We start from the raw sequence: 22,015 nt of genomic DNA, 5'->3' as shown, positions 1-22,015 counted from the left end.
AAAAATACCGCGTCACCACCTATTACACCGCCCCCACCCTCGTCCGCACATTCATGAAATGGGGCCGGGAGATCCCCGCCGCGCACGACCTATCCAGCATCCGGCTGCTCGGCTCGGTCGGTGAGCCGATCAACCCGGAGGCGTGGCGCTGGTACCGCGAGGTCGTCGGCACGAACGCCACTCCCATCGTGGACACCTGGTGGCAGACCGAGACCGGCGCGATCATGATCTCCCCACTGCCCGGAGTCACCGCCGCCAAACCCGGCGCCGCGATGACACCGCTGCCCGGCATCTCCGCGCAAGTCGTCGACGAAGAGGGCAAGCCCGTGCAACGCGGGGAGACCGAGGCCAACGGCTACCTGGTGCTCGACCAGCCGTGGCCGTCCATGCTGCGCGGCATCTGGGGCGACATGCAGCGGTACCGGGCCACCTACTGGGAACGCTACGCCGAACAGGGCTGGTACTTCGCCGGTGACGGCGCCAAGCTCGACACCGACGGCGACCTGTGGGTGCTCGGCCGGGTCGACGACGTCATGAACGTCTCCGGCCACCGCATCTCCACCGCCGAAGTCGAATCCGCCCTCGTCGGACACTCCGGCGTCGCCGAAGCCGCCGTCGTCGGCGCCACCGACACCACCACCGGCCAAGGCATCGTCGCCTTCGTCATCCTCACCGCCGAAACCAAAAACACCGGCGACACACTCATCGACGAACTCAAAACCGAAGTCGCCCGCGAAATCAGCCCCATCGCCAAACCACGCGAAATCCACATCGTCCCCGAACTCCCCAAAACCCGCAGCGGCAAAATCATGCGCCGCCTGCTCCGCGACGTCGCCGAAGGCCGCGAACTCGGCGACACCTCCACCCTCGTCGACCCGAACGTCTTCGAGGCTATCCGAGCCAGCCGCGCCTGACGGGTCCCTCGCGAAGCTCCGCACGCCTCGCGGCGGGTGCATTCGTTGCGAAGCGTGTGGCAGCTCTGCGAGGACTCGAGCTGGCGCATAATACGGCCGGTGACCGATCTTGTCGCCGGCCGTACCCGTTAGAATTGCGTCAGGTGTGCCGGGAAGTCTGGTCGGCGTGCGGGCAAGTGGTTCGAGCCGGAACGGCGGGGCCGCGGGTCCGCGGTTGCCCGCCCCGGCCGAGAGGTTTTTCGTGATGAATCAGGTGCGCTCCGAGCTGACTCGGTATCTGCGGACCGAAACCGTGGGTGGCGCACTGCTTCTCATCGCCGCCGCGATCGCATTGCTGTGGGTGAACTCGCCGTGGGGCGACAGCTACGTCACGATGACCGAGACGGTGCTGGCGATAAAGCCGCTGCACCTGGAGCTGACGCTCGCCGATTGGACCAAAGACGGTCTGCTCGCGGTCTTCTTCTTCGTCGCGGGGCTCGAGCTCAAACGCGAGCTCGTGGTGGGTGAGCTCGCCGACCGCAAACGCGCCGCGCTGCCGATCATCGCCGCGATCGGCGGCGTGGTCACTCCCGCGCTGATCGCGGCGGTCGTCGGGTACGGCATCGAGGGCATGGATCGCGGCTGGGCCATCCCGGTGGCCACCGACATCGCCTTCGCGCTGGCCGTGCTCGCCATGACCGGTTCGCGCATCCCGGCAGGCGCGCGGGTGTTCCTCCTCAGCCTGGCCGTCGTGGACGATCTGATGGCCATCATCCTGATCGCGGTGCTGTTCACCACCGGGCTCGCGCTGGTGTGGCTGCTCGCCGCCGCGGCCTGCTTCGCGGCATGGGCGCTGGCCCAGCACCGGCGGGTCACCACGCCGGTGGTGTACGTGCCGCTGGCTCTGGTCTCCTGGTACGCGCTGCACGAGGCGGGCATCCATCCGACGCTGGCGGGTGTCGCGCTCGGCCTGCTCACCAGGGTGCGCACGGACCCCGACGAGGACGAGGCGCCCGCGACCCGGTGGGAGCATCGGTTCCAGCCCATCTCGGCGGGGCTGTGCGTGCCGCTGTTCGCGTTGTTCGCCTCCGGAGTTCCGCTGGACAGCAAGGTCTTCGGCGAGCTGTTCACGAACCGGCTCTCGCTGGCCATCATTCTCGGGCTGCTGCTCGGCAAGACCATCGGCATCTTCGGAATCACCTGGCTGGCAATCCGGTTCGGCGTCGCCAAGAAACCGGCGAACCTCGGCTACCGCGACATGTTCGCCCTGTCGGTGCTCGGCGCGATCGGCTTCACGGTTAGCCTTCTCGTGGCAGAACTCGCGCTGGACGACGTCGGCGACGGCTCGTCCGTCGAATTGGCGAAGGCCGCGGTGTTGGTGACCTCCATGGCGGCATCGCTCGCCGGTTCGGCGCTACTGTTGCGACGTGGGCGTGTCCACCAAGCTCGGCGCGAGGCGCGTGCGTTGGAACCGGAGTGAGGCAGGCATGAGCGAACGCAGCGAATCATGTGCCAGCGCGCCTTCGCGCATGCCGGAGCCGAGCGCCAGCGAGGCGCAGGCATGAGCGACGGGCCCGCAGGCGGTAGCCTGCGTGACGATGGCGGACGCGGAAGCGCCGCGCATCGAACGGAGCTGAAAGCAGTGCCGGGACAGGGAGAAGGGTCGACCAAGTGAGTTTCACCCAGGGCGGTAACGGGAACGACGCGCACAGCGGGCGCACGGTCACGTCCATTCCGCTGACCGATGCCAACCCGATCGGCTCCGCCAGTTTCGGCACCCTGGTCCGCGACGCGGCCGAACAGATGTCGACGCTGGTGCGCGCCGAGGTCGAGCTGGCCAAGGCCGAGGTTACCGGCGAGATCAAGAAGGGCTTGCAGGGCAGCGTCTACTTCATCCTCGCGCTGACCGTACTGCTGTTCAGCACCTTCTTCTTTTTCTTCTTCCTCGGCGAGCTGCTCGACGTGTGGCTGGCCAGGTGGGCCGCCTTCCTGATCGTGTTCCTGCTGATGGTCGCCGCGACCGCGGTACTTGCGTTCCTCGGTTATCGCAGGGTGAAGAAGCTGCGCGCGCCCGAGAAGACCATCGATTCGCTGAAGCAGGCCCGCGCCGTACTGCCGAGCGGCTTCGGCGGCACGCACGACGAGCACCTGGCGCTGGAGAAGCGCGTCAGCTGACCGTGCGGGTCGTGGTCGCGGCGATGCACGGCGACCACTAGGCTCGGTCGGCGTGTCGTCGAACTTCTTTCCGGATCCGTCCAGCGTCCGTTACGACGGTCCGTGGACGCACCGGGACGTTCATGCCAACGGCATTCGATTCCACATCGTCGAGGCCGAGCCCGAGCGCACCGAAGCGCCGCTGGTGGTACTGCTGCACGGGTTCGCGGACTTCTGGTGGTCGTGGCGGCATCAGCTGACCGGGCTCACCGAGCTCGGTTTCCGTGCGGTCGCGGTCGATCTGCGTGGCTACGGCGACAGCGACAAACCCCCACGCGGCTACGACGGCTGGACGCTGGCGGGTGATATCGCCGGACTCATTCGCGCGCTGGGCCACACCGAGGCGGCCCTGGTCGGTCACGCCGAGGGCGGGCTGGTCTGCTGGGCCACCGCCGTGCTGCACCCGCGGCTGGTGCGCGCCATCGCGCTGGTCGGCTCGCCGCACCCGGCCGCGCTGAAGAAGGCCGTGCTGCGCGACTCGCGCCAGCGCCGCGCCTGGCTGCCGAACTTCCTGCGTTACCAGCTGCCCCGCTATCCCGAACACCGGCTGACCACCGGCGACGGGTACGAGGTGGAGCGGCTGCTGCGCCAGCGGGTCACCGAGTCCTGGTCGGGCAGCGCCGAATTCGTCGACGCGGCGCGGCGCATGCGCTCGGCCATCCAGATCCCCGGCGCCGCGCACTGCGCGCTGGAATATCAGCGCTGGGCGTTCCGCAGCCAATGGCGACCGGACGGCCGCCGCTTCATGGCCACCGTCCGTGTGCCCATCGGCATCCCCGTGCTCGCGCTACGCGGCGAGTTCGACGACTACCTGCTGCCGAGCACCATCCGCGGCGGCGAGCAGTGGTCGCCGCGCCGCAGACTCGTCACCGTCCCGAGCGCGGGACACTTCGCGCACCAAGAGAACCCGGACGTGGTGACGGCGGAACTGGCGAAGTTCCTCGGCTGACGTCCGCACGCACGCGCAACCCGATCACAACCCAGTCGAGCAATGCGGCTCGCGCGTGGGGCCGGACGAGCTCTTCGCAGACGCCGCGATCGACCCGGCGCCGCACGACCCTGGCTCGGCCAGCCGACGGCGACGGTGTTCCGTTGGGCATCCGACGTCCCACACCGGGCCGGACCGCCCTGACAGCGACACGGCCGCCGACCAGTGTGACCCGGTCGGCGGCCGTCGCACTCAGCTGAGCACGCAGGCTCCGGTGTCGACCGGGAGGTGCGCGCCGGTGGCCTTGTCGAGGTCTGAGCGGACCTCGTCGAGGGTGAGCACATACCCGGTGTCGTCGTCGGTCACCGCGGCGCCGAACACGACGCCCAGCACCTGGCCTTCGGTATCGACCAGCGGACCGCCCGAGTTGCCCGCGCGCACCAGGCCGCGCACGGTGTAGACCTCGCGCTCGACTGTGCCGTTGCGATAGATCGTCGGGCCGGTGAGGTCGAGTGTCTCCCGGACGCGGGCCGCGCTCGCCGTGTACGGTCCGCCGCCCGGGTAGCCGAGCACGATCGCGCTGTCGCCGGAGCGGGCGGCGGCGGGGGCCTGCGGCACCACCGGCGAGGTCAGGCCGGGCACCGCGAGCACCGCGATGTCCTTGGACGGATCGAACAGCACCACCGTGGCGTCCAGCGGGCCGCGCGCGGTATCCACCGCGACGCTGGTGGTGCCCGCGACCACGTGGGCGTTGGTCATCACCCGTTCCGGCGCGATGACGAAGCCCGAACCCTCCAGCGCGCGCTGGCAGCTCGGCGCCACGCCGCGGATGCGCAGCACGCTCTGCTGCAGCGACGCCGCGACGGGGCTGGCGAGCACGCTCGGATCCGGCGGCTCGACCGCGGCGATGGGCGCGCGACCGAACGGGCCGATCACGTCCGGCAGGCCGGAAGTGTTGAGCAGCTTGGAGAATTCGTTCGGGACCTTGCGCAGCCAGTTCGGCGCGACGTCGTTGACGTCGGCCAGCACCCGCGAGCCGTTGATCGCGGTCGCGATCGCGGGCTGCGACGAGGTCGCCAACGGCAGCGCGAGCAGCCATGCGGTGACAAGCACCGCCACCGCCTGCAACACCGCGCCCACCACGCTGTCCACGCTGCGGGTGAACGGATGCCGCATCCCGCTGCGCGCGGCACGGCCGAGCACCATACCCGCGACCTCGCCGACGATCACCAGCAGCACGATCAGCAGCACGCCGGTGAGCACCCTGGTCCGCCCCTCGTCCACGTGCACCAGGATGTGCGGCGCGATGAGGATGCCCGCCACGGCGCCGAGCACGACGCCGAGGAAGGCCAGCGCCGAGGCCACCGCGCCCTGCCGCCACCCGGACGCGGCAGCGGCCAACGCGAGTAGCACCACGATGATGTCGAGCCAGGCCGAGGAACTCATAAAGTCATCCCCACTGCGGCTAGCGCCGTTTCCAGGTCGCGCACGTCGTCGCGATCCCATTCCAGTTCCCAGCCCGCGGACTGGAAGATGCCCGCAAGTATCCCGCCGGTGAGTCCCCAGACCAGCATGCCGTCGACCTGGAAGGCCGGGCTCTGGTAGCCGAGGCTGCCACGGACGAGGAAACGATTGGCCGGGTCGAGCATCTCGGAGAGCGGCACTCGCACCACCCGCTCGGTCTCGCTCTGGTTCACCACCCGCACCTCACCCGGCGTGCGCCAGTAGGCCACCACCGGGGTCACGTCGAAACGCGACGGCGGCACGAAGAGCTTCGGCAGCACCGCGAGCGGTTCGACGTGCTCGCGCAGGACGCCGGTCTCCTCACACGCCTCGCGCAGCGCCGTGTCGATCGGCCCCTCGTCCTCGGGATCGACCGCGCCGCCGGGGAATGCGACCTGTCCCCGATGCTGGCGCAGCGTCGACGCGCGCTGGGTGAGCAGCACGTCGGCGTCGGCGGGGAGCCCGCCGGGGGCCGTCGGATCGTCCTCCGTCGAGCCGCTGAACAGCACGAGCACCGCGGCTTGGCGCGGCTCGCCGGTCATGGTCATAGCTCGGCGCAGGGCGCGTGCGATCGTCAACGTGTCGGTCGCCTCGGCGTGGCCGGGCTCGACGGCCCTGCGCAGCCAATGCGGAATATCGGTGGGAAGCGGAACCGTCATGCCGCTCCCCCGGTGAACCTGCGCACCACCACCTCCACAACCGTTCTGTCCGCCCGCAGAAGACGCTGCGAGATGTCTTGCGGTGTAGACCTTCTCACGGCGCCTCCGGAGGCCGCTCACACGACCGCCGCGCAGTCACGTTCGTACGCCCAGCGCCGCGGCCACCGTATCGGCAATATCGTCGACCCCGGTAAACGTACGCACCACGACTTGCGCAAGGGAACCATCCGGGCGAACCAGCACCGAAATCGGCAGCACGGCAGGCGCGCCGACCGCGCCGCGCACCTTCGCCTCGGCGTCGAGCACGCCGGGCAAATGCACGTCCAGACCGGTCAGGCGCAGCAGCGCCTTGGTCTCGTCGGGATCGCTGTGCACGGTCAGCACCGTGACGGCGTCGCCCGCGCGTGCCGCGAACTGCCGCAGGTACGGCAACTCCTCGGCGCATGGACCGCACCAGTAAGCCCAGAGGTTGAGCAACGCGGGTTTGCCCGCGAGCGCCGCGGCGAGGTCGACCGGTGCGCCGTCGGCGAGGCAGGTCAGCGTGATGCCCGCCAGCGGACCCGCGCCCGTCGCGCTCGGTGCGGGTCGCGGGCATGCCGCGAGCGCGGCATCCGCACGCACCTGTGCGGGAACCTGCCGCTCGCCGGACGGGGTGCGCGGACCGGACGTGGTGTCCTCGCCACCGCGCGGCCACAGCGCGATCACCGCGGCGACCGCAACGATCAGGCCGACCAGCGCCCAGCGCACCGCGGAGTGAGATCTCGCCCTGCCGGGTCGTTCCTCCCGCGACGTCTCGTCCGCGGCCCGCAATCTCACAGGCCGACCATCCCGAGCAGGTGTTCGCGCTCCGGACCCTTCACCAACTTGGCCGCGAGCTCCGGCTCGGTCGGCCCCGCACCGAACGAGGGGCAGTCGCCGGCCAGCACGCACGCGCCGCACGCCGGCTTCCTGGCATGACACACCCGTCGCCCGTGAAAGATCACGCGATGGGACAGCATCGTCCATTCCTTGCGCTCGACGAGTTCGCCGACGGCGTGCTCGACTTTGACCGGGTCTTCCTCGGCGGTCCACTTCCAGCGGCGCACCAGCCTGCCGAAGTGGGTGTCGACCGTGATTCCTGGCACGTCGAACGCGTTGCCGAGGATGACGTTGGCAGTCTTGCGCCCGATGCCGGGCAACTTCACCAGTTCTTCGAGAGTGTGAGGTAATTCACCATCGTGCTCGGTCACCAGCGTTTGCCCGAGCCCGATCAGAGAGTTCGTCTTGTTCCGGTAGAACCCCGTCGGCCGGATGTATTCCTCCAGCTCCGCGCGGTTCGCCTCGGCGTAATCGCGCGCGCTGCGGTACTTCGCGAAGATGGCGGGCGTGGTGAGATTCACCCGCTCGTCGGTGCACTGCGCGGAAAGGATTGTCGCGACCGCCAATTCGAGCGGCGTGGTGAAATCCAGCTCACAGTGCGCGTCGGGGAAAGCGGCGGCGAGGGTGCGGTTCATGCGGCGTGCCCTTCGCACAAGCCCCAGCTTCGTTTCCGCCTGTCGCGCGCGGGTTTTCCGTTTCGGAACGGTCGCCGCGGCGGGTAGCGGACCGGTCGCCCCATCGACAGCAGAAGAGCCGTTCAGATCGGTCACAGACGGGGAGGCACGCACGCGTCCACCATACGGAACTGCTCCGACAAGTTGCCCGCTCAGATCCACTGCCGTGTTCCATCTGAGACCTTCAGCGTGTTTACTCCTCGATATGCAAGGACTCGCTGTGGTGCTCTTCCCAGTGGTGTTGATGCTGTTCGCACTGCTGATGGAGCGGGTCGAGAATCGGCTCCGCAAACTTCTCGAACCCGACCCCGAGGTTCAGCAGTACCTGGACAGGGCAAGCAACGCCGAGGTCAAGGAGTTGACGAAAGCCGGGCTGCCCGCCGCGGTGGCCCGAATGCGCAAGCGCCGGTCCCGCAACGACGACCTGAACGTCGCTCGAGCGAGCTGAAACCACTTCCTGGACGCCGCGCAATCCACTCGTTACGTGGTGTCTGTCACTACGCCGCCACGATGCCGCGTAGACTGCGCTGTTGGCCGATTCGCTTCGGTCCAGCCCAGAGCCATTTCCCATAAGGAGCACATTCGTGGACGAGGCCCTCGCCAGAGCAGGCATCTTCCAAGGCGTAGAGCCCACCGCGGTGGCGGCACTCGCCAAACAACTGCAGCCCGTCGATTTCCCGCGCGGCCATGTCATTTTCAACGAGGGCGAACCCGGCGATCGGCTGTATATCATCACCTCGGGCAAAGTGAAGATCGGCCGACGTTCCCCGGACGGCCGGGAGAACCTGCTCACCATCATGGGCCCGTCGGACATGTTCGGCGAGCTGTCGATCTTCGACCCGGGCCCGCGCACCTCGACCGCGACCACGGTCACCGAGGTCCGCGCCGTCACGATGGATCGCGACGCCCTCAAGTCCTGGATCGACCAGCGGCCCGAGATCGCCGAGCAGCTGCTCCGCGTGCTCGCCCGCCGTCTGCGGCGCACCAACAACAACCTCGCCGACCTGATCTTCACCGACGTTCCCGGTCGCGTGGCCAAGGCGCTGCTGCAGCTCGCGCAGCGGTTCGGCACCCAGGAAGCGGGCGCCCTCCGGGTCACCCACGACCTGACCCAGGAGGAGATCGCCCAGCTCGTCGGCGCGTCCCGCGAGACCGTCAACAAGGCGCTCGCCGACTTCGCGCACCGCGGCTGGCTGCGGCTGGAGGGCAAGAGCGTGCTCATCTCCGACTCCGAGCGGCTGGCGCGGCGCGCCCGCTGACCCGCTCCTGAAGACGGCAAGGCCCGCCGAATCCAGCGCTCCACTGGATTCGGCGGGCCGTCGTTCTTCCGTGGCCTATCGCTCGGCGCGCAGGTACTCCAGCTGGGCCTGCACCGAGCTGCGCGCGGCGGGCCAGAGCCGCTTGTCCACATCGGCGTACACCTCGCGCACCACCGCCATGGCGCCCGCGTTCGGGCCCAGCTCGCGGAGCGCGGCCCGCACCTGATCGAGCCGCTCCTGCCGGTGCTTGATGTAGTACCGCCCGACCGGCTCCAGATCCGGGTTGTCAGGGCCGTGCGCGGGCAGCAGCGCCTTGCCCGCGCCGACCTCGACCAGCCGGTCCAGCGAAGCGAGGTAATCGGCGAGGGTGCCGTCGCTGGAATCCAGCACGGTGGTCCCGCTGCCGAGAATGGTGTCGCCGGTGAGCACCGCGTCGTCGAGCACGAAACTCACCGAATCACCGGTGTGCCCCGGCGTCGCCAGCACGCCGATCCGCAGCCCGGCCGCCTCGATCAGCTCGCCGTCGGCCAGCGGTGTGTCCGCGCCACGCAGGAACTCGGGGTCCGTGGCGCGCACCGGCGTGCCGGTCAGCTTCACCAGCCGATCGATGCCGCCGGTGTGGTCGTGGTGACGGTGCGTGATCAAGGTCAGCGCGATCCTGCCTTCGGTGACCCTGGCTATGGCCTCGCTGTGCTTCTTGTCCTTCGGTCCCGGGTCCACCACGACGTACTCCGAGGCGTCCGGCGCGCGCAGGATCCAGGTGTTGGTGCCGTCCAGGGTCATCTGGCCGGGATTGTCCGCGAGCAGCACCGCCGCCGTCGGCGTCACCTGGCGCAATTGCCCGTACGCGGGATGAGTCAGCGTCATCGCATTACCTCGGTCGTTCGGAGTCGTTGTCCGGCAACCTGTCTAACGGACCTCGGCGATGAGTTCGACCTCGACCGGGGTGTTCTTCGGCAATTCGGAGACGCCGACGGCCGAACGCGCGTGCACGCCCGCATCGCCGAAGACCTCACCGAGGAGGTCCGAGGCGCCGTTGATCACCAGCGGCTGATCGGTGAATCCCGGCGCGGAGGCGACGAAACCGACCACCTTGACGATCCGCACCACCTCGTCGAGGCCGACCAGGTCGTGCACTGCGGCCAGCGCGTTGAGCGCACACAACCGCGCCGCCTCGGCGGCTGCCTCGAGCGATACCTCGGCGCCAACCTTGCCGGTCGCCGACAGCTCACCGTTCACGAAAGGCAGCTGACCCGAGGTGTAGACCAGCGAACCGGTGCGCACCGCGGGAATGTAGGCCGCGACGGGCGCGGCCACCGCGGGCACGGTCAGCCCGAGTCGCTCCAGGTTCTTCCGCCACGGAGTGGCCGCGTCGACCGCCATCGCCTACTGCCTCGGACGCTTCAGGTAGGCGACGTGCTGCTCGCCGGTCGGGCCGGGCAGCACCGACACCAGCTCCCACCCGTCGTTGCCCCACTGGTCGAGAATTTGCTTGGTCGCATGCGTCAGCAGCGGAACGGTCGCGTACTCCCACAGGGTCACATCACTCATGCGGTGAGTTTATGGGCGAGCCCCCGACGCTGCGCGTTCCGGGCTTGCTTGTTGCGTTTCCGCGCGCGGCCGGCGGCGGATGATAGCGATCGGCAAGACTGTCTGGTACAGAAGGTCCGAAAATCGGCAGTGTGACCGTATCCCTAGGGCGTGATCGCAGAACGGGTTATAGGCTCGCGAACGTGGGAGTACCAACAGCAGTGCCTATTTCGGTGGAGCCGGGGCTCGAAACGGGTTGGCCGAAGCGCGCGGAAATGGCCCGCTTGCACTACGTCTCCGGCAAAGGGGGAACGGGCAAGTCGACGGTCGCTGGCGCACTGGCGCTGGCACTTGCCGCGGGCGGGCGCCGCGTACTGCTGGTCGAGGTGGAGAGCAGACAGTCCATCGCGCAGCTGTTCGATCTGCCGCCGCTGCCGCCGACCGAGACCAGGATCGCCACCGCCGACGGCGGCGGTGAAGTGGTCGCACTGGCGCTCGACATCGAGCACGCCTTCCTCGAATACCTCGACATGTTCTACAACCTGGGCTTCGCGGGGCGGGCGATGCGCCGGATGGGCGCGATCGAGTTCGTCACCACGATCGCGCCGGGTCTGCGCGACGTCATCCTGACCGGCAAGATCAAGGAATGCGCGGTCCGCGTGGACCAGACGGGCAAGCGGGTCTACGACGAGATCGTGGTCGACGCGCCCCCGACCGGCCGGATCGCCAGCTTCCTCGACGTCACCACCGCGATGGTCGAGATCGCCAAGGGCGGCCCGATCGCCTCGCAGGCCGAAGGCGTGTCCCGGCTGCTGCATTCGGATCAGACGATGATCCACCTGGTCACCCTGCTGGAGGCGCTGCCGGTGCAGGAGACCGCCGACGCCGTCGCCGAGCTCACCGCCAACGACCTGCGCATCGGTACCGTCATCGTGAACCGCGCCGGCGAGGGCTTCCTGCCCACCGACGTGCGTAATCGCGCCGCCGCGGGCGACATCGATCGCGACGCCGTCCGCGCCGGCCTCGAAGGCGCCGGAATCACCTTGTCCGAAGACGATTTCGAGGGATTGATCACCGAGACCTTCGAACACTCGGCCCGGCTGCAGGCCCAGGACGCGAGTTCGGCCGAGCTGAACAAGGTCGACGTGTCGCAGCTGTACCTGCCGACACTGGCCGACGGCATGGACCTCGGCGGGCTGTACGAGCTGGCCGAACATCTGACCGCGCAGGGAGTCCGATGAACACGCTGGACATTTCGAAGATCATCGCCGATCCCACCGCGCGGGTCGTGGTGTGCTGCGGCTCCGGCGGCGTCGGCAAGACCACCACGGCGGCCGCGATCGCGCTGCGCGCGGCCGAGCTCGGCCGCAAGGTCGTGGTGCTCACGATCGACCCTGCCCGCCGACTGGCTCAGTCACTCGGCATCGCCGATCTGGACAACTATCCGCAGCGGGTGGCGCTCGACCCGGAGGTCAAGGGCGAGCTGTACGCGATGATGCTGAACATGCGTCGGACGTTCGATGACATGGTGCTCGAGCACACCACCACCGAGAAGGCCGAGCAGATCTTCGCCAATCCGATCTATCAGACGGTCGCGTCCTCCTTCGGCGGCACGCAGGAGTACATGGCGATGGAGAAGCTCGGGCAGCTCGCGAACAAGCGGGAATGGGACCTGATCGTGGTCGACACCCCGCCGTCGCGCAACGCGCTCGATTTCCTCGACGCGCCGAAGCGTCTCGGAAACTTCCTGAACGGCAAGATGATCCGGCTCATCATGGCGCCGGGGCGCGGCGTCGGCCGGTTCGTCACCGGCGCGATGAGCCTGGCCATGCGCGGCGTGTCCACCGTCATCGGCGGGCAGATGCTCAAGGACGCGTCCGTCTTCCTGCAGTCGCTGGAATCGCTGTTCGGCGGTTTCCAGGACCGCGCCGACCGCACTTACGCGCTGCTGTCCAAGCCGGGCACGCATTTCCTGGTGGTGGCCGCGGCGGAACCGGATGCCCTGCGTGAGGCGTCGTTCTTCGTCGACCGGCTCTCCACCGAGCAGATGCCGCTCTCGGGCCTCGTGCTCAACCGGACACATCCGGCGCTGAGCGATCTGCCCGCCGACCACGCCCTCACCGCCGCAGACCAGCTGGCCGAATCCGACCCGCTGACCACCGCGGTGCTGCGCATCCACGCCGAACGGGTCGCGACGGCCAAGCGTGAGCAGCACCTGCTGCACCGATTCACCGGCGCGCACCCGCGGGTGGCGATGGTCTCGGTCACTGCGCTGCCGTTCGAGGTGTCCGACCTCGAGGCGCTGCGCGCGGTGGGCGATCAACTGACCGGAACGATCCTCGCAACCAGACCATAACGTTCGGTATTGAGTCGGAATCGCTATAGGCTCAAACGAAACCGAGCCCGCAATCGCGGGCTCGGCTTCTCTTTCGTTCGACTACATCGCCACCTGATGCTGACGCTGGGCCTGGAAGAAGTCGGCCCAGGAGGTCACCTCGGGATGCTGTTTCAGCAGCGCCCTCCGCTGCCGTTCGGTCATCCCTCCCCACACGCCGAATTCCACTCGATTGTCGAGGGCATCGGCTCCACATTGCATGAGCACCGGACAGTGCCTGCAGATCGTCGCCGCTTTGCGCTGCGCCGCGCCGCGGACGAACAACTGATCGGGATCTACTTCCTTGCATCGAGCCTGGGATACCCAGGCGATTCGCGCTTCGGCCTGCTCCACGTCCAATCGAGCGATGGGGGTTGTCATATGCATTTGGTGTGCCCCTTTGCAGTCCGAACACCGGGTCAACGGCGCTCCAGAATCGCGTGCCAGATCGCAGCAACCCGAACCCCGCTGCGCTCTGAACCACATTCCACTTTGAGTGTTAGCTCCATCACACTGGGTTCTCAATCTAGGTAAAGGTATGGCTCGAGCGCAAGACCGTCTCGAGATTTTTTGGTACGCCCGTCCATGCAAACGTGATAGAGAACCGGGCAGTCGGGTCGATTCGCGACGCGCCCATGAACGACACGCCGGACACGCCTGAACGACACGCCCAACAAGCCGGGACGAGCACCGGATCTCGCGCTCCGGCAAACACACCCGAGAGGGCGAGAACCACACCCCGTACCCTTGGGAACGTGTCGAACGTGCCGATCACACATACGCTCGCGAAGCTGGCGGGCAGCTGCGCGCTGGCCGCAGTACTCGTCGCCGGGCTGCTCTTCCCGCTCGCCGGTGGATTCGGATTCGTCTCCAACCGAGCCGCCGACGCGGTGGACAACGTCTCCTCGGAACTGGTCGAGGGCACCGTCCCCGCGGTCTCGACGATGGTGGACAAGAACGGTTCACCCATCGCCTGGCTCTACGAGCAGCGCAGGTTCGAGGTGCCGAGCGAGCGGATCTCCAACAACATGAAGTTGGCGATCATCTCCATCGAGGACCGCCGCTTCGCCGACCACGACGGCGTCGACTGGCAGGGCACGATGCGTGCGTTTCTCACCAACACCACCAGCGGCGAGGTGCAGCAGGGCGCGTCCACCCTCGACCAGCAGTATGTGAAGAACTTCCAGCTGCTCGTGGTCGCCAAGACCGACGCCGAACGCCGCGCGGCCATCGAGACCACCCCGGCGCGCAAGATCCGCGAGATCCGCATGGCGCTGACCCTGGACAAGGAACTCACCAAGGACGAGATCCTCACCAGGTACCTGAACCTCGTCCCCTTCGGCAATTCGTCCTACGGCATCCAGGACGCGGCGCAGACCTACTTCGGCGTCGACGCCGCCGACCTGAACGTCCCGCAGGCGGCGATGCTCGCCGGCATGGTGCAGTCCAGCTCCAAGCTGAACCCCTACACCAACACACAGGGCGTGCTGGCCCGCCGGAACACCGTGCTGGACACGATGATCCAGAACATCCCGGCCCGCGCCGAGGAGTTCCGCAAGGCCAAGTCGGAGCCGCTCGGCGTGCTGCCCGAGCCGAAGGGCCTGCCGCGCGGCTGCATCGCCGCACAGGACCGCGGCTTCTTCTGCGACTACGCGGTGCAGTACCTGGCCGAATCGGGCATCAGCCGCGAGCAGATCGACAAGGGCGGCTACCTGATCAAGACCACCCTCGATCCGGCCGTGCAGGACTCGGTCAAGCGCGCGGTCAGCGAGGCGGCCAACCCGAACCTCGACGACATCGCCGAGGTGATGTCGGTGGTCGCGCCCGGCCAGGAATCGCACGACGTGGTCGCCATGGCGAGCAGCCGCACCTACGGCCTCAACCGCGACGTCAACGAGACTGTGCAGCCGCAGCCGTTCTCGATGGTCGGCGACGGCGCCGGCTCGGTCTTCAAGGTCTTCACCACCGCCGCGGCCATGGAGAAGGGCCTCGGCATCAGCTCCGAGCTCGACGTGCCGGGCCGCTTCGACGCGAAGGGCATGGGCAACGGCGGCGCGCGGGGCTGCCCGCCCGCCACCTACTGCGTCGAGAACGCCGGCCGCTACAAGTCGCCGATGTCGGTGACCGAGGCGCTGGCCACCTCGCCGAACACCGCGTTCGTCAAGCTGATCCAGGCCGTCGGCGTCACCCCGACCGTCGACATGGCGGTGCGGCTCGGCATGCGCTCGTTCACCAACCCGGGCAGCTCCGGGCACGGCAACCAGAGCCTGGCCGACATGATCAAGGACCAGAACCTGGGCTCGTTCACCCTCGGTCCGGTCGCGATCAACCCGCTCGAGCTCTCCAACGTCGCCGCGACGCTGGCCTCGGGCGGACGCTGGTGCCCGCCCTCCCCGATCAGGGAGGTCATCGACCGCAGCGGCAAGCAGGTTCCGCTCACCCAGCAGGCCTGCGAGCAGGTCGTCGATCCCGGCTTGGCCAACACGCTGGCCAACGCCATGAGCAAGGACGACACGGCGGGCACCGCGACGGGCGCGGCCCAGGCGACCGGCTGGAACCTGCCGATGGCGGGCAAGACGGGGACCACCGAAAGCCACCGCTCCTCGGCCTTCCTCGGGTTCACCAACTCGCTGGCCGCCGCGGTCTACGTCTACGGCGACAGCCCGACCCCCGGCGAGATCTGCTCGTTCCCGCTGCGCAACTGCGGCGACGGAAACCTGTTCGGCGGTAACGAACCCGCCCGCACCTGGTTCAACGCGATCAAGCCGGTGGTCGGCAACTTCCCGCCACCGGCGCTGCCGCCGCTGGACGACAAGTACGTCCGCGGCGCGAACAACTCGCAGGTGCCCGACGTGGTCGGCATGTCGCAGGGCGAGGCGACCACCGCGCTGATCGCCGCGGGCTTCCAGGTCTCGGCCATCAACGGATCCGGCCCGCCGCCCAAGGGCAGCGTGATGAGCACCGCGCCGAACGGATCGGCGATCCCCGGTTCGGTGATCACGATCTACATCAGCGACGGCACCCAGCGCCAGGCCCCGCCGCCTGCCGGACCGGGGCCGCTGCCGCCGCCACCGGCGCTGCCGCCCGGCTTCCCGCTGCCGCCGTGGTGGCCCAGGTAAGCACTAGGCAATGAACGAAGAACCGCCGACCGGCGCTACGGCGCTCGGTCGGCGGTTCTGGTTTCGGGCAGGGTTCAGAGCCGGGCTTTCACGGCCGCGGAGATCCGCGAGCCATCGGCCTTGCCCTCGGCGAGGGCGGTGGCGATCTTCATGACCTGTCCCATCTGGCGCATGCCGGGGCGTTCGCCCAGTTCCTCGGCGACCTGGGCGATGGCGGTGTCGGCGAGGTCGGCGATCTCGGCCTCGGTCAGCTGGGTCGGCAGGTACTCGTCGATGATCCTTGCCTCGGCGTGTTCATTGGCGGCGAGCTCGCCGCGACCGGCCTGGGTGTAGACCTCGGCCGACTCGTTGCGCTTCTTCGCTTCCTTCTGCAGCACCGCGATCACCTCGGCGTCGGAGAGTGCACGCGCCTCCGCGCCCGCTACCTCGGCGTTCTGGATCGCGGCCAGCAGCATGCGCAACGTCGCGAGCCGCAGCGTGTCCTTGGCTTTCATCGCGGCGGTCATGTCCGTCCGCAGCCGATCTTTGAGTTCCGACATGAGGCACACGGTAGCCGGTCGCCGTCCCGTGGCCCATCACATTTCGCCGCGGCGTCGCGCAGGCGAACGGGGAAGATCGCAGCTCGCGGACCCTCTCGGACGATTCGGCGCCGGTCGGCGCGACCGAGCCCGATGGCCTGTGCGGAAACACACTCGGCGTTCTGAGGCAGCCTCACCTATGCTGGGCAAATGCCCGTAATCTCGACCTCCGCTGTCCGCCGAGCCGCGCTGGGAGCCACCGGGGCCGCGGTAGCCGGAATCGGCTATGCCTCGCTGATCGAACGCAACGCGTTCGTCCTGCGCGAGGCGACCATGCCGGTGCTGCCGCCCGGTGCGTCGAGCCTACGCGTGCTGCACATCAGCGATCTGCACATGATGCCCGGCCAGAAGCTCAAGCAGCAGTGGCTGCGCGAGCTGGATCGGCTGGAGCCCGATCTGGTCGTCAACACCGGCGACAACCTCTCGCACCAGAAGTCGGTGCCCGCGGTGGTTCAGGCCCTCGGCGGATTGCTTTCCCGCCCGGGTCTTTTCGTTTTCGGCAGCAACGACTACTTCGCGCCGGTGCCGAAGAACCCGATGAAGTACTTCAAGAAGGACCACCGCCGCGTCTACGGCGCGCCGCTGCCGTGGAAGGACCTGCGGGCGGCGTTCACCGAACGCGGCTGGCTCGATCTCACCCACGTGCGCCGCGATCTCGAGGTGGCGGGCGTGCGGATCGCCACCGCGGGTGTCGACGACCCGCACCTGCAGCGCGATCGGTACGACACGGTGGCGGGCGCCCCGAACCCGCTGGCCGACCTGCGCGTCGGCCTCACCCACTCCCCCGAACCCCGGGTGCTCGACCGCTTCGCCGCCGATGGCTACGACCTGGTGCTCGCCGGTCACACCCATGGCGGCCAGCTGGTGCTGCCCGGCTACGGCGCTCTGGTCACCAACTGCGGCATCGACAAGTCGCGCGTGAAGGGCCCGTCGAAGTGGGGCGAGCACACCCAGCTGCACGTCTCCGCAGGCATCGGCACCTCGCCGTGGGCGCCGTACCGGTTCTGCTGCCGCCCCGAAGCGACCCTGCTGACCCTCGTCGCCGCGCCCCCGAAGCGTCCGGCCGCCGAGAACAACCACGGGCTTTCGACTTCGGAGACCGTCGCTCGCTGAGCGCCGCCGCCGCGGCGCTCCCCTAGCTCCACACGCCAACCGGCGCAAGGCTTGTCCGCCCTTACCGGGCGCGGACCGTGCTTCGCCGACCCGGTAGGGTCGCGTGCCGAAACTTGAATCGGTCGACCAGGGGACGGCTTTGAGCAGAGGATTCGACGAACCACGCACCGAACCCGCCGCCAGCGGCATGCCCGGCACACCGGTGCGCGCCGCCGCTCCGGAGTTCCACGGCACGGCCGCACCGAATCCCCCAGCCGCCGCACAACTTTCGCCCGGCGTCAGAGGCATGGCGCAGGGCGGCTACGGAACCGGATCGCACGTCCCGCTGGACCTGACCGGGCACGGCACTCAGCAGCTCGGTGGGGTAGCCTCGGCGAATCAGAACTACAGCGCGTCCAACGAGTGGGCGCAGCCGCTGGGAGCGGTCGCTGGCGCGCCCGGGGACTTCTGGATCGAACCGCGACTAATGGACCCGCCCCGTGCGGCGGGCGGGCGGGCGTGGCTCGGTATCGGAGTCGCGACGACGGTATTGATCGCGGGCGCGGTGGCAGTGGCGGTGGCGGGAGGCACGGACGAGGCCAGTGCGGACGGGACGCCGTCGATGGTGAGCGCGTTGACCACCTCCGCCGGAACGAAGGCGCCGGCGCGGCGGCAGGCGGCACAGGCGGGTCCGCCGGTGGTGCCGGGGTACCAGGTGGTGGTCGTGCCCGACAGCGGCGCCGCGTACGACGTGCCCGCCGACTGGACCGTCGGCGATTCAGGAGCCTCGGGCGGGTTCGGCAAGCCGCCCAACACCGTCGGCGGCAAGGGATACGCCACCGAAGGCAAGGACTACTGCCCGGGATCGACGCGCACCGTGGCATTCGTCACCGGCTCCGACAACACCGATACCGCGAGCGCCGCAACCGAACTCGGCACGAAGACGGCCAAGATCGCCTACTCCAACTCGCCGGGCGGCGGCGTTCCCGGCGCCCCGCAGCCGCTGGAATCCCTCGACGGAGCCCAGCACGGCACGTTCGTGGAGACCAGGGGCGCCATCACCGACGCCAAGCCGGGCTGCGCCACCGAATACTCGGTGTACACCTTCGCCACCTCCGCCGACATCGGCAGCTTCGTCATGGTTATCGCCGCCGACACCGGCGTCCCGAACGCGGTCGACCCGGAGTCCGCGAAGCGGATCTTCCGCAGCGTCCGCTCCTTTGAAAGCTGATTGACCTGCGGGTTTAACGTCTGGACCTTCCCTGTTGTAAGCTACTGCAGGTTCGCTTCACGGGGTGTGGCGCAGCTTGGTAGCGCGCTTCGTTCGGGACGAAGAGGTCGCAGGTTCAAATCCTGTCACCCCGACTCGTGTGGTTGAGACACGACAGGGCCCCTGACCGATATTTCGGTCAGGGGCCCTTTCTTTTATCCGGTCGAATGCGCGGTCCCGTCGGCTGCGCGACCGGGTCAGTCCACTGCCGCGCGGTTCCGCCCCTCCAGCGCGGCGAGCACCTCGCGCGCGGCCCGCTCGCCGGATTCCACCGCACCATCGATGTATCCCGCCCAGCGGGTGGCGGTCTCGGTGCCCGCCCAGTGCAGCGGTCCGATCGGTGCGCGCAGCGCCGAGCCGAAACGGGTGAGGGTGGACGGTGTCGCGAAAGCGCCGTAGCAGCCGCGGCTGTACTCTTCCTCGGCCCAGTCGCGTTCGAGGTAGGCGATCGGCTCGGCCGCCGCAGGACCGAAATAGCCGACGAGGTCGTTCAGCACCTGCGCTCGCCGCGCCGCGGGCGTCAGCCGGGACATGGCGTCGGCGTGCTTGCCTTCGAAGAAGCCGACCAGCACGCCCGGCGCGCCGTCCTGCGGAGTGTTGTCGAAGACCGTGCCGAGCGGCCGCCGATCGCTGTTGGCCTGTCCGCTGAAGCCCCGCGCGCGCCAAAACGGTTCCGAGTAGGCGACATTGATCTTGATGACGCGTCCCATCGGCATGCGCTGCACGAGCTGATCGCGCCCGCCGGGGAGGCCGGGCAGGTAGCGAATCCTGGACGCCAGCGGCGGCGGGACCGCGATCACCGCGCGTCGCGCCGACACCTCCGTGCGCCCGGCCGATACGTGAAGCTCGCCGTCGCTCCAGGTCAGTTCCGTCACCGGAGCGTCGAGCAGAACGCGCTCGCCGAGCTGCTCGGCGAGCGTCAGCGCGATCCGCTGGCTGCCGCCGACCACGCGGTCCTGCTGCGCGCCGCCCTCGGTGTCGATCAGCGCGTCCAGCCCGCCCGCCGCGCCGACGTAGAACGCCGCCCACAGCGCGGACATATCCTCCGGCTCGGCGGCGAACACCGCCTCGGTGACCATCCGAAGGAAGGCGCGGCCGGTCGGCGTGTAGGTATGCCGCCGCATCCAGGTCGCGAAGGTCTGCCCGTCCAGCTGGTCGGCGTGGCGCGCGAGCCACGGGTCGCGTTCGGCGACGGCGCGCGCCACCCGGTCCAACCGCAGTTGCGCCTGCCCGATGTCGGCGAGGGCGAGCGGGTTCAGCTTGGGGATTCGGCCGGTGTAGATGGAACGGGTCCCACCGAACTCACCGATGTTCTGCCCGGCGACATATGTGGGGAACGTCGAGAGTCCCAGTTCGGCGATCAAGCCGAGCACTCGGTCCTGTCCTGGGCCGACCCACTGTCCGCCCATCTCGATCGGCACGCCTTCCAGCAGGTCTTCGCTGAGCAGCCGTCCGCCCACTCGTTTCCGCGCCTCCAGGACCAGCACCTCCTTTCCGGCGCGGACCAGCTCGCGAGCGGCCACCAACCCCGCCACTCCCGCGCCGACGACAACGACGTCCGTCGATTCACTCATTACGACCTGCTTTCATACAACGTGTATGCGAGATTCACTACGTATGTGATATGCCTGTTGCATGGAGACTGTCAAGACGATGCGGGACAAATACGCCGAGAACACCCGCCAGACGCTGCTCGACACCGCGCGGCGCCTATTCGTCGAGCGGGACTACGCCAAGCTGTCGGCAGAGGAGCTGGTCCGGGCCGCCGGCCTCACCCGCGGCGCGCTGTACCACCACTTCGACGGCAAGCGCGGCCTGTTCGAAGCGGTCTTCGACGAACTGGAAAGCCAAGCGGCGCAACGGATACGCGAGGCGACGGCGACGGGCTCGGATCCGATGGAACAGGCCGAGCGCGGTATCGAGGAGTTCCTCGATGTGTGCGCCGACGCCGACTACCGCAAGATCGTGCTGATGGACGGCCCCATCGCGCTCGGCTGGCAGCGCTGGCGCGAGCTGGACCGGCAGCATCTCGGCGGCCTGGTCCTCGACGCCGCCCGCACGCTGCTCGCAGACGACTTGATCAAGCCCTACCCCGCCGAACTGCTCGCCAGCGCACTGTACGGAGCTCTCACCGAACTTTCGCTCACGCTCACCGAAGTGGACGGTGGGCGCCCGCAAGCCGTGGATCTGATGCGCGATCTACTCGCGGGGCTCACCGGGCGGTGACACGGATTTCGCCGGAATCGCTTTCGAGACAGGGGCGGCGCCCAGGCGGTATAGTTCGTGGCGTCACTTCGGTGATGTCGAGAGGGTGGAGCGCCGCTTGCGACGACGCCCCACCCGGTGGGTCAACTAGCCCGTACTCGATGGACCAGCATGAGCGCCCCGGCGGTCACGGCAACTACCAACAACAGGATGCCGTAATCGACCGGGGCCTTGCTCTTCTTCCGGCGATGCTTCGCCATTCCCCCACCACCTCCCTTCTGGGCGCGGTGTCTGGACCTGAGTCCACCGCCCCTCGACGGGAGGTGTGCACACACTGAGCGATGCGATCGGTCAAACGTCCTGTCGTACAGCGTGTCCCGAGGAATGTCCGGATTGATCGGCGCGTCGCTCCGGTGAGTCGTCTGGCGGTCGGCCCGGCACCGGCCACCAGACGGTCGCGGCGATCACCGCGAGCAGCCCGCACACCAGCGCCAGCAATGCGAAGAACACGGAGGCATCCATGGCTTCCTCCCAGCGGCAACAGGTCGGCACCCCGACACCGGGACCGCAGGCCGAAGGCGCACACGGCCGGCATGCCGATGAGGGACAGCACCGTCCCGGTACCGGGGCTGCCTCCAAGCATCACCGCCCGATATGACGACCAACCAAACCCCGTGTAGCCCGCTGTTGCAGTCTTCTCCCACCCCACCTCCACACACGGTGAACTCCACTCTCGATGCGGTGTGCCTGCCCGACAAGGGTTCTCGAGATGTGTATCGCGGCGGATCGGTTGCGGGTGGAGCTGGTACGAGGGTGAGCGGCGGTAGGGTGGGCGAAGGGGGCGGTGAGGAGACGCTTA

At 68.5% G+C, this 22,015-nt stretch carries 23 protein-coding genes and 1 tRNA gene; 13 read left to right on the top strand and 11 right to left on the bottom strand.

Features of this window, described 5'->3' with window-relative positions:
• The 4 genes from AB0H50_RS10570 to AB0H50_RS10555 form a co-directional block, all read left to right on the top strand.
• Positions 1–914, top strand: a 914-nt coding sequence (locus AB0H50_RS10570; RefSeq protein ID WP_357449296.1) for an AMP-binding protein, incomplete at its 5' end; no start/stop codon positions are given.
• Positions 915–1,158: 244 nt separating this feature from the next.
• Entirely contained in the window at positions 1,159–2,373 is a 1,215-nt protein-coding gene (nhaA, locus tag AB0H50_RS10565) for a Na+/H+ antiporter NhaA (protein ID WP_357449294.1), read from the top strand.
• A 191-nt stretch (positions 2,374–2,564) separates the two neighbouring features.
• Positions 2,565–3,068: a phage holin family protein gene (locus AB0H50_RS10560; protein WP_357449292.1), complete on the top strand. Its 504-nt coding sequence runs from the start codon at positions 2,565–2,567 to the stop codon at positions 3,066–3,068.
• Between the two features lie 52 nt (positions 3,069–3,120).
• Positions 3,121–4,056, top strand: coding sequence for an alpha/beta hydrolase (locus AB0H50_RS10555; RefSeq protein ID WP_357449290.1), 936 nt, complete (start codon positions 3,121–3,123; stop codon positions 4,054–4,056).
• A 231-nt stretch (positions 4,057–4,287) separates the two neighbouring features.
• Here the strand turns inward: AB0H50_RS10555 and AB0H50_RS10550 are convergent, their stop codons facing one another.
• From AB0H50_RS10550 to nth, 4 genes are all read right to left on the bottom strand, one after another.
• Positions 4,288–5,481, bottom strand: coding sequence for a MarP family serine protease (locus AB0H50_RS10550; protein ID WP_357449287.1), 1,194 nt, complete (start codon positions 5,479–5,481; stop codon positions 4,288–4,290).
• Positions 5,478–6,197, bottom strand: a complete 720-nt coding sequence (locus AB0H50_RS10545) for a CoA pyrophosphatase (protein WP_357449285.1) — start codon at positions 6,195–6,197, stop codon at positions 5,478–5,480. Before AB0H50_RS10545 ends, AB0H50_RS10550 begins: the two co-directional genes overlap by 4 nt.
• 135 nt (positions 6,198–6,332) lie before the next feature.
• On the bottom strand, positions 6,333–6,944 hold the full coding sequence (locus tag AB0H50_RS10540; RefSeq protein WP_357449449.1) for a TlpA disulfide reductase family protein: 612 nt from the start codon (positions 6,942–6,944) through the stop codon (positions 6,333–6,335).
• Positions 6,945–7,009: 65 nt separating this feature from the next.
• Positions 7,010–7,690 carry an endonuclease III gene (gene nth, locus AB0H50_RS10535; protein ID WP_357449283.1) on the bottom strand — a complete coding sequence of 227 codons (681 nt, stop codon included), beginning with the start codon at positions 7,688–7,690 and terminating at the stop codon, positions 7,010–7,012.
• 244 nt (positions 7,691–7,934) lie between these two features.
• On the opposite strand from nth, the gene AB0H50_RS10530 reads away from it, so the two are divergent.
• Both AB0H50_RS10530 and AB0H50_RS10525 read left to right on the top strand, forming a co-directional pair.
• Positions 7,935–8,177, top strand: coding sequence for a hypothetical protein (locus AB0H50_RS10530; RefSeq protein WP_357449281.1), 243 nt, complete (start codon positions 7,935–7,937; stop codon positions 8,175–8,177).
• A gap of 136 nt (positions 8,178–8,313) precedes the next feature.
• The gene (locus AB0H50_RS10525) at positions 8,314–8,988 is read left to right on the top strand and encodes a Crp/Fnr family transcriptional regulator (RefSeq protein WP_011206875.1); all 675 of its coding nucleotides are present in this window, start codon (positions 8,314–8,316) and stop codon (positions 8,986–8,988) included.
• A gap of 75 nt (positions 8,989–9,063) precedes the next feature.
• Here AB0H50_RS10525 and AB0H50_RS10520 read toward each other — a convergent pair whose 3' ends face one another.
• From AB0H50_RS10520 to AB0H50_RS10510, 3 genes are read right to left on the bottom strand one after another with little or no spacing between them, the layout of a single operon-like run.
• A complete protein-coding gene (locus tag AB0H50_RS10520) occupies positions 9,064–9,855 on the bottom strand; it encodes an MBL fold metallo-hydrolase (protein WP_357449279.1) in 792 nt (263 codons plus the stop codon).
• A 42-nt stretch (positions 9,856–9,897) separates the two neighbouring features.
• Positions 9,898–10,371, bottom strand: a complete 474-nt coding sequence (locus tag AB0H50_RS10515; protein ID WP_357449277.1) for a RidA family protein — start codon at positions 10,369–10,371, stop codon at positions 9,898–9,900.
• Positions 10,372–10,374: 3 nt separating this feature from the next.
• A complete protein-coding gene (locus AB0H50_RS10510) occupies positions 10,375–10,539 on the bottom strand; it encodes a hypothetical protein (protein WP_357449275.1) in 165 nt (54 codons plus the stop codon).
• 254 nt (positions 10,540–10,793) lie between these two features.
• Between AB0H50_RS10510 and AB0H50_RS10505 the strand changes: the two genes are divergently transcribed.
• Together AB0H50_RS10505 and AB0H50_RS10500 are read left to right on the top strand one after the other, a co-directional pair.
• A complete protein-coding gene (locus AB0H50_RS10505; RefSeq protein WP_357449446.1) occupies positions 10,794–11,759 on the top strand; it encodes an ArsA-related P-loop ATPase in 966 nt (321 codons plus the stop codon).
• The gene (locus tag AB0H50_RS10500) at positions 11,756–12,874 is read left to right on the top strand and encodes an ArsA family ATPase (protein WP_357449273.1); all 1,119 of its coding nucleotides are present in this window, start codon (positions 11,756–11,758) and stop codon (positions 12,872–12,874) included. The genes AB0H50_RS10505 and AB0H50_RS10500 overlap by 4 nt, the downstream gene beginning before the upstream one ends.
• Positions 12,875–12,955: 81 nt before the next feature.
• Here the strand turns inward: AB0H50_RS10500 and AB0H50_RS10495 are convergent, their stop codons facing one another.
• Complete coding sequence (locus AB0H50_RS10495) at positions 12,956–13,279, bottom strand: WhiB family transcriptional regulator (RefSeq protein ID WP_011206869.1); 324 nt, start codon at positions 13,277–13,279, stop codon at positions 12,956–12,958.
• A gap of 377 nt (positions 13,280–13,656) precedes the next feature.
• Between AB0H50_RS10495 and AB0H50_RS10490 the strand changes: the two genes are divergently transcribed.
• Complete coding sequence (locus AB0H50_RS10490; protein ID WP_357449443.1) at positions 13,657–16,011, top strand: penicillin-binding protein; 2,355 nt, start codon at positions 13,657–13,659, stop codon at positions 16,009–16,011.
• 74 nt (positions 16,012–16,085) lie between these two features.
• Here AB0H50_RS10490 and AB0H50_RS10485 read toward each other — a convergent pair whose 3' ends face one another.
• Positions 16,086–16,550, bottom strand: coding sequence for a GatB/YqeY domain-containing protein (locus tag AB0H50_RS10485; RefSeq protein ID WP_357449271.1), 465 nt, complete (start codon positions 16,548–16,550; stop codon positions 16,086–16,088).
• 189 nt (positions 16,551–16,739) lie between these two features.
• Between AB0H50_RS10485 and AB0H50_RS10480 the strand changes: the two genes are divergently transcribed.
• The 3 genes from AB0H50_RS10480 (at position 16,740) to AB0H50_RS10470 (ending at position 19,046) form a co-directional block, all read left to right on the top strand.
• Positions 16,740–17,702: a metallophosphoesterase gene (locus tag AB0H50_RS10480; RefSeq protein WP_357449269.1), complete on the top strand. Its 963-nt coding sequence runs from the start codon at positions 16,740–16,742 to the stop codon at positions 17,700–17,702.
• 139 nt (positions 17,703–17,841) lie between these two features.
• Positions 17,842–18,912 (top strand): hypothetical protein, encoded by a 1,071-nt coding sequence (locus tag AB0H50_RS10475; protein WP_357449267.1) that lies wholly within the window; start codon positions 17,842–17,844, stop codon positions 18,910–18,912.
• 60 nt (positions 18,913–18,972) lie between these two features.
• Positions 18,973–19,046, top strand: a tRNA-Pro gene (locus AB0H50_RS10470).
• Between the two features lie 102 nt (positions 19,047–19,148).
• Here AB0H50_RS10470 and AB0H50_RS10465 read toward each other — a convergent pair.
• Positions 19,149–20,525 (bottom strand): FAD-dependent oxidoreductase, encoded by a 1,377-nt coding sequence (locus tag AB0H50_RS10465; RefSeq protein WP_357449265.1) that lies wholly within the window; start codon positions 20,523–20,525, stop codon positions 19,149–19,151.
• 61 nt (positions 20,526–20,586) lie between these two features.
• On the opposite strand from AB0H50_RS10465, the gene AB0H50_RS10460 reads away from it, so the two are divergent.
• On the top strand, positions 20,587–21,177 hold the full coding sequence (locus tag AB0H50_RS10460) for a TetR/AcrR family transcriptional regulator (protein WP_357449263.1): 591 nt from the start codon (positions 20,587–20,589) through the stop codon (positions 21,175–21,177).
• Positions 21,178–21,507: 330 nt separating this feature from the next.
• Here the strand turns inward: AB0H50_RS10460 and AB0H50_RS10455 are convergent, their stop codons facing one another.
• Positions 21,508–21,678 (bottom strand): hypothetical protein, encoded by a 171-nt coding sequence (locus AB0H50_RS10455; protein WP_357449261.1) that lies wholly within the window; start codon positions 21,676–21,678, stop codon positions 21,508–21,510.
• Between the last annotated feature and the right edge of the window lie 337 nt (positions 21,679–22,015).

Source organism: Nocardia sp. NPDC050793 (assembly GCF_040654065.1).
Lineage (GTDB): Bacteria > Actinomycetota > Actinomycetes > Mycobacteriales > Mycobacteriaceae > Nocardia.
The sequence above is the reverse complement of the archived record's forward strand: the minus strand, read 5'-3'. Positions and strand labels throughout refer to the sequence as shown.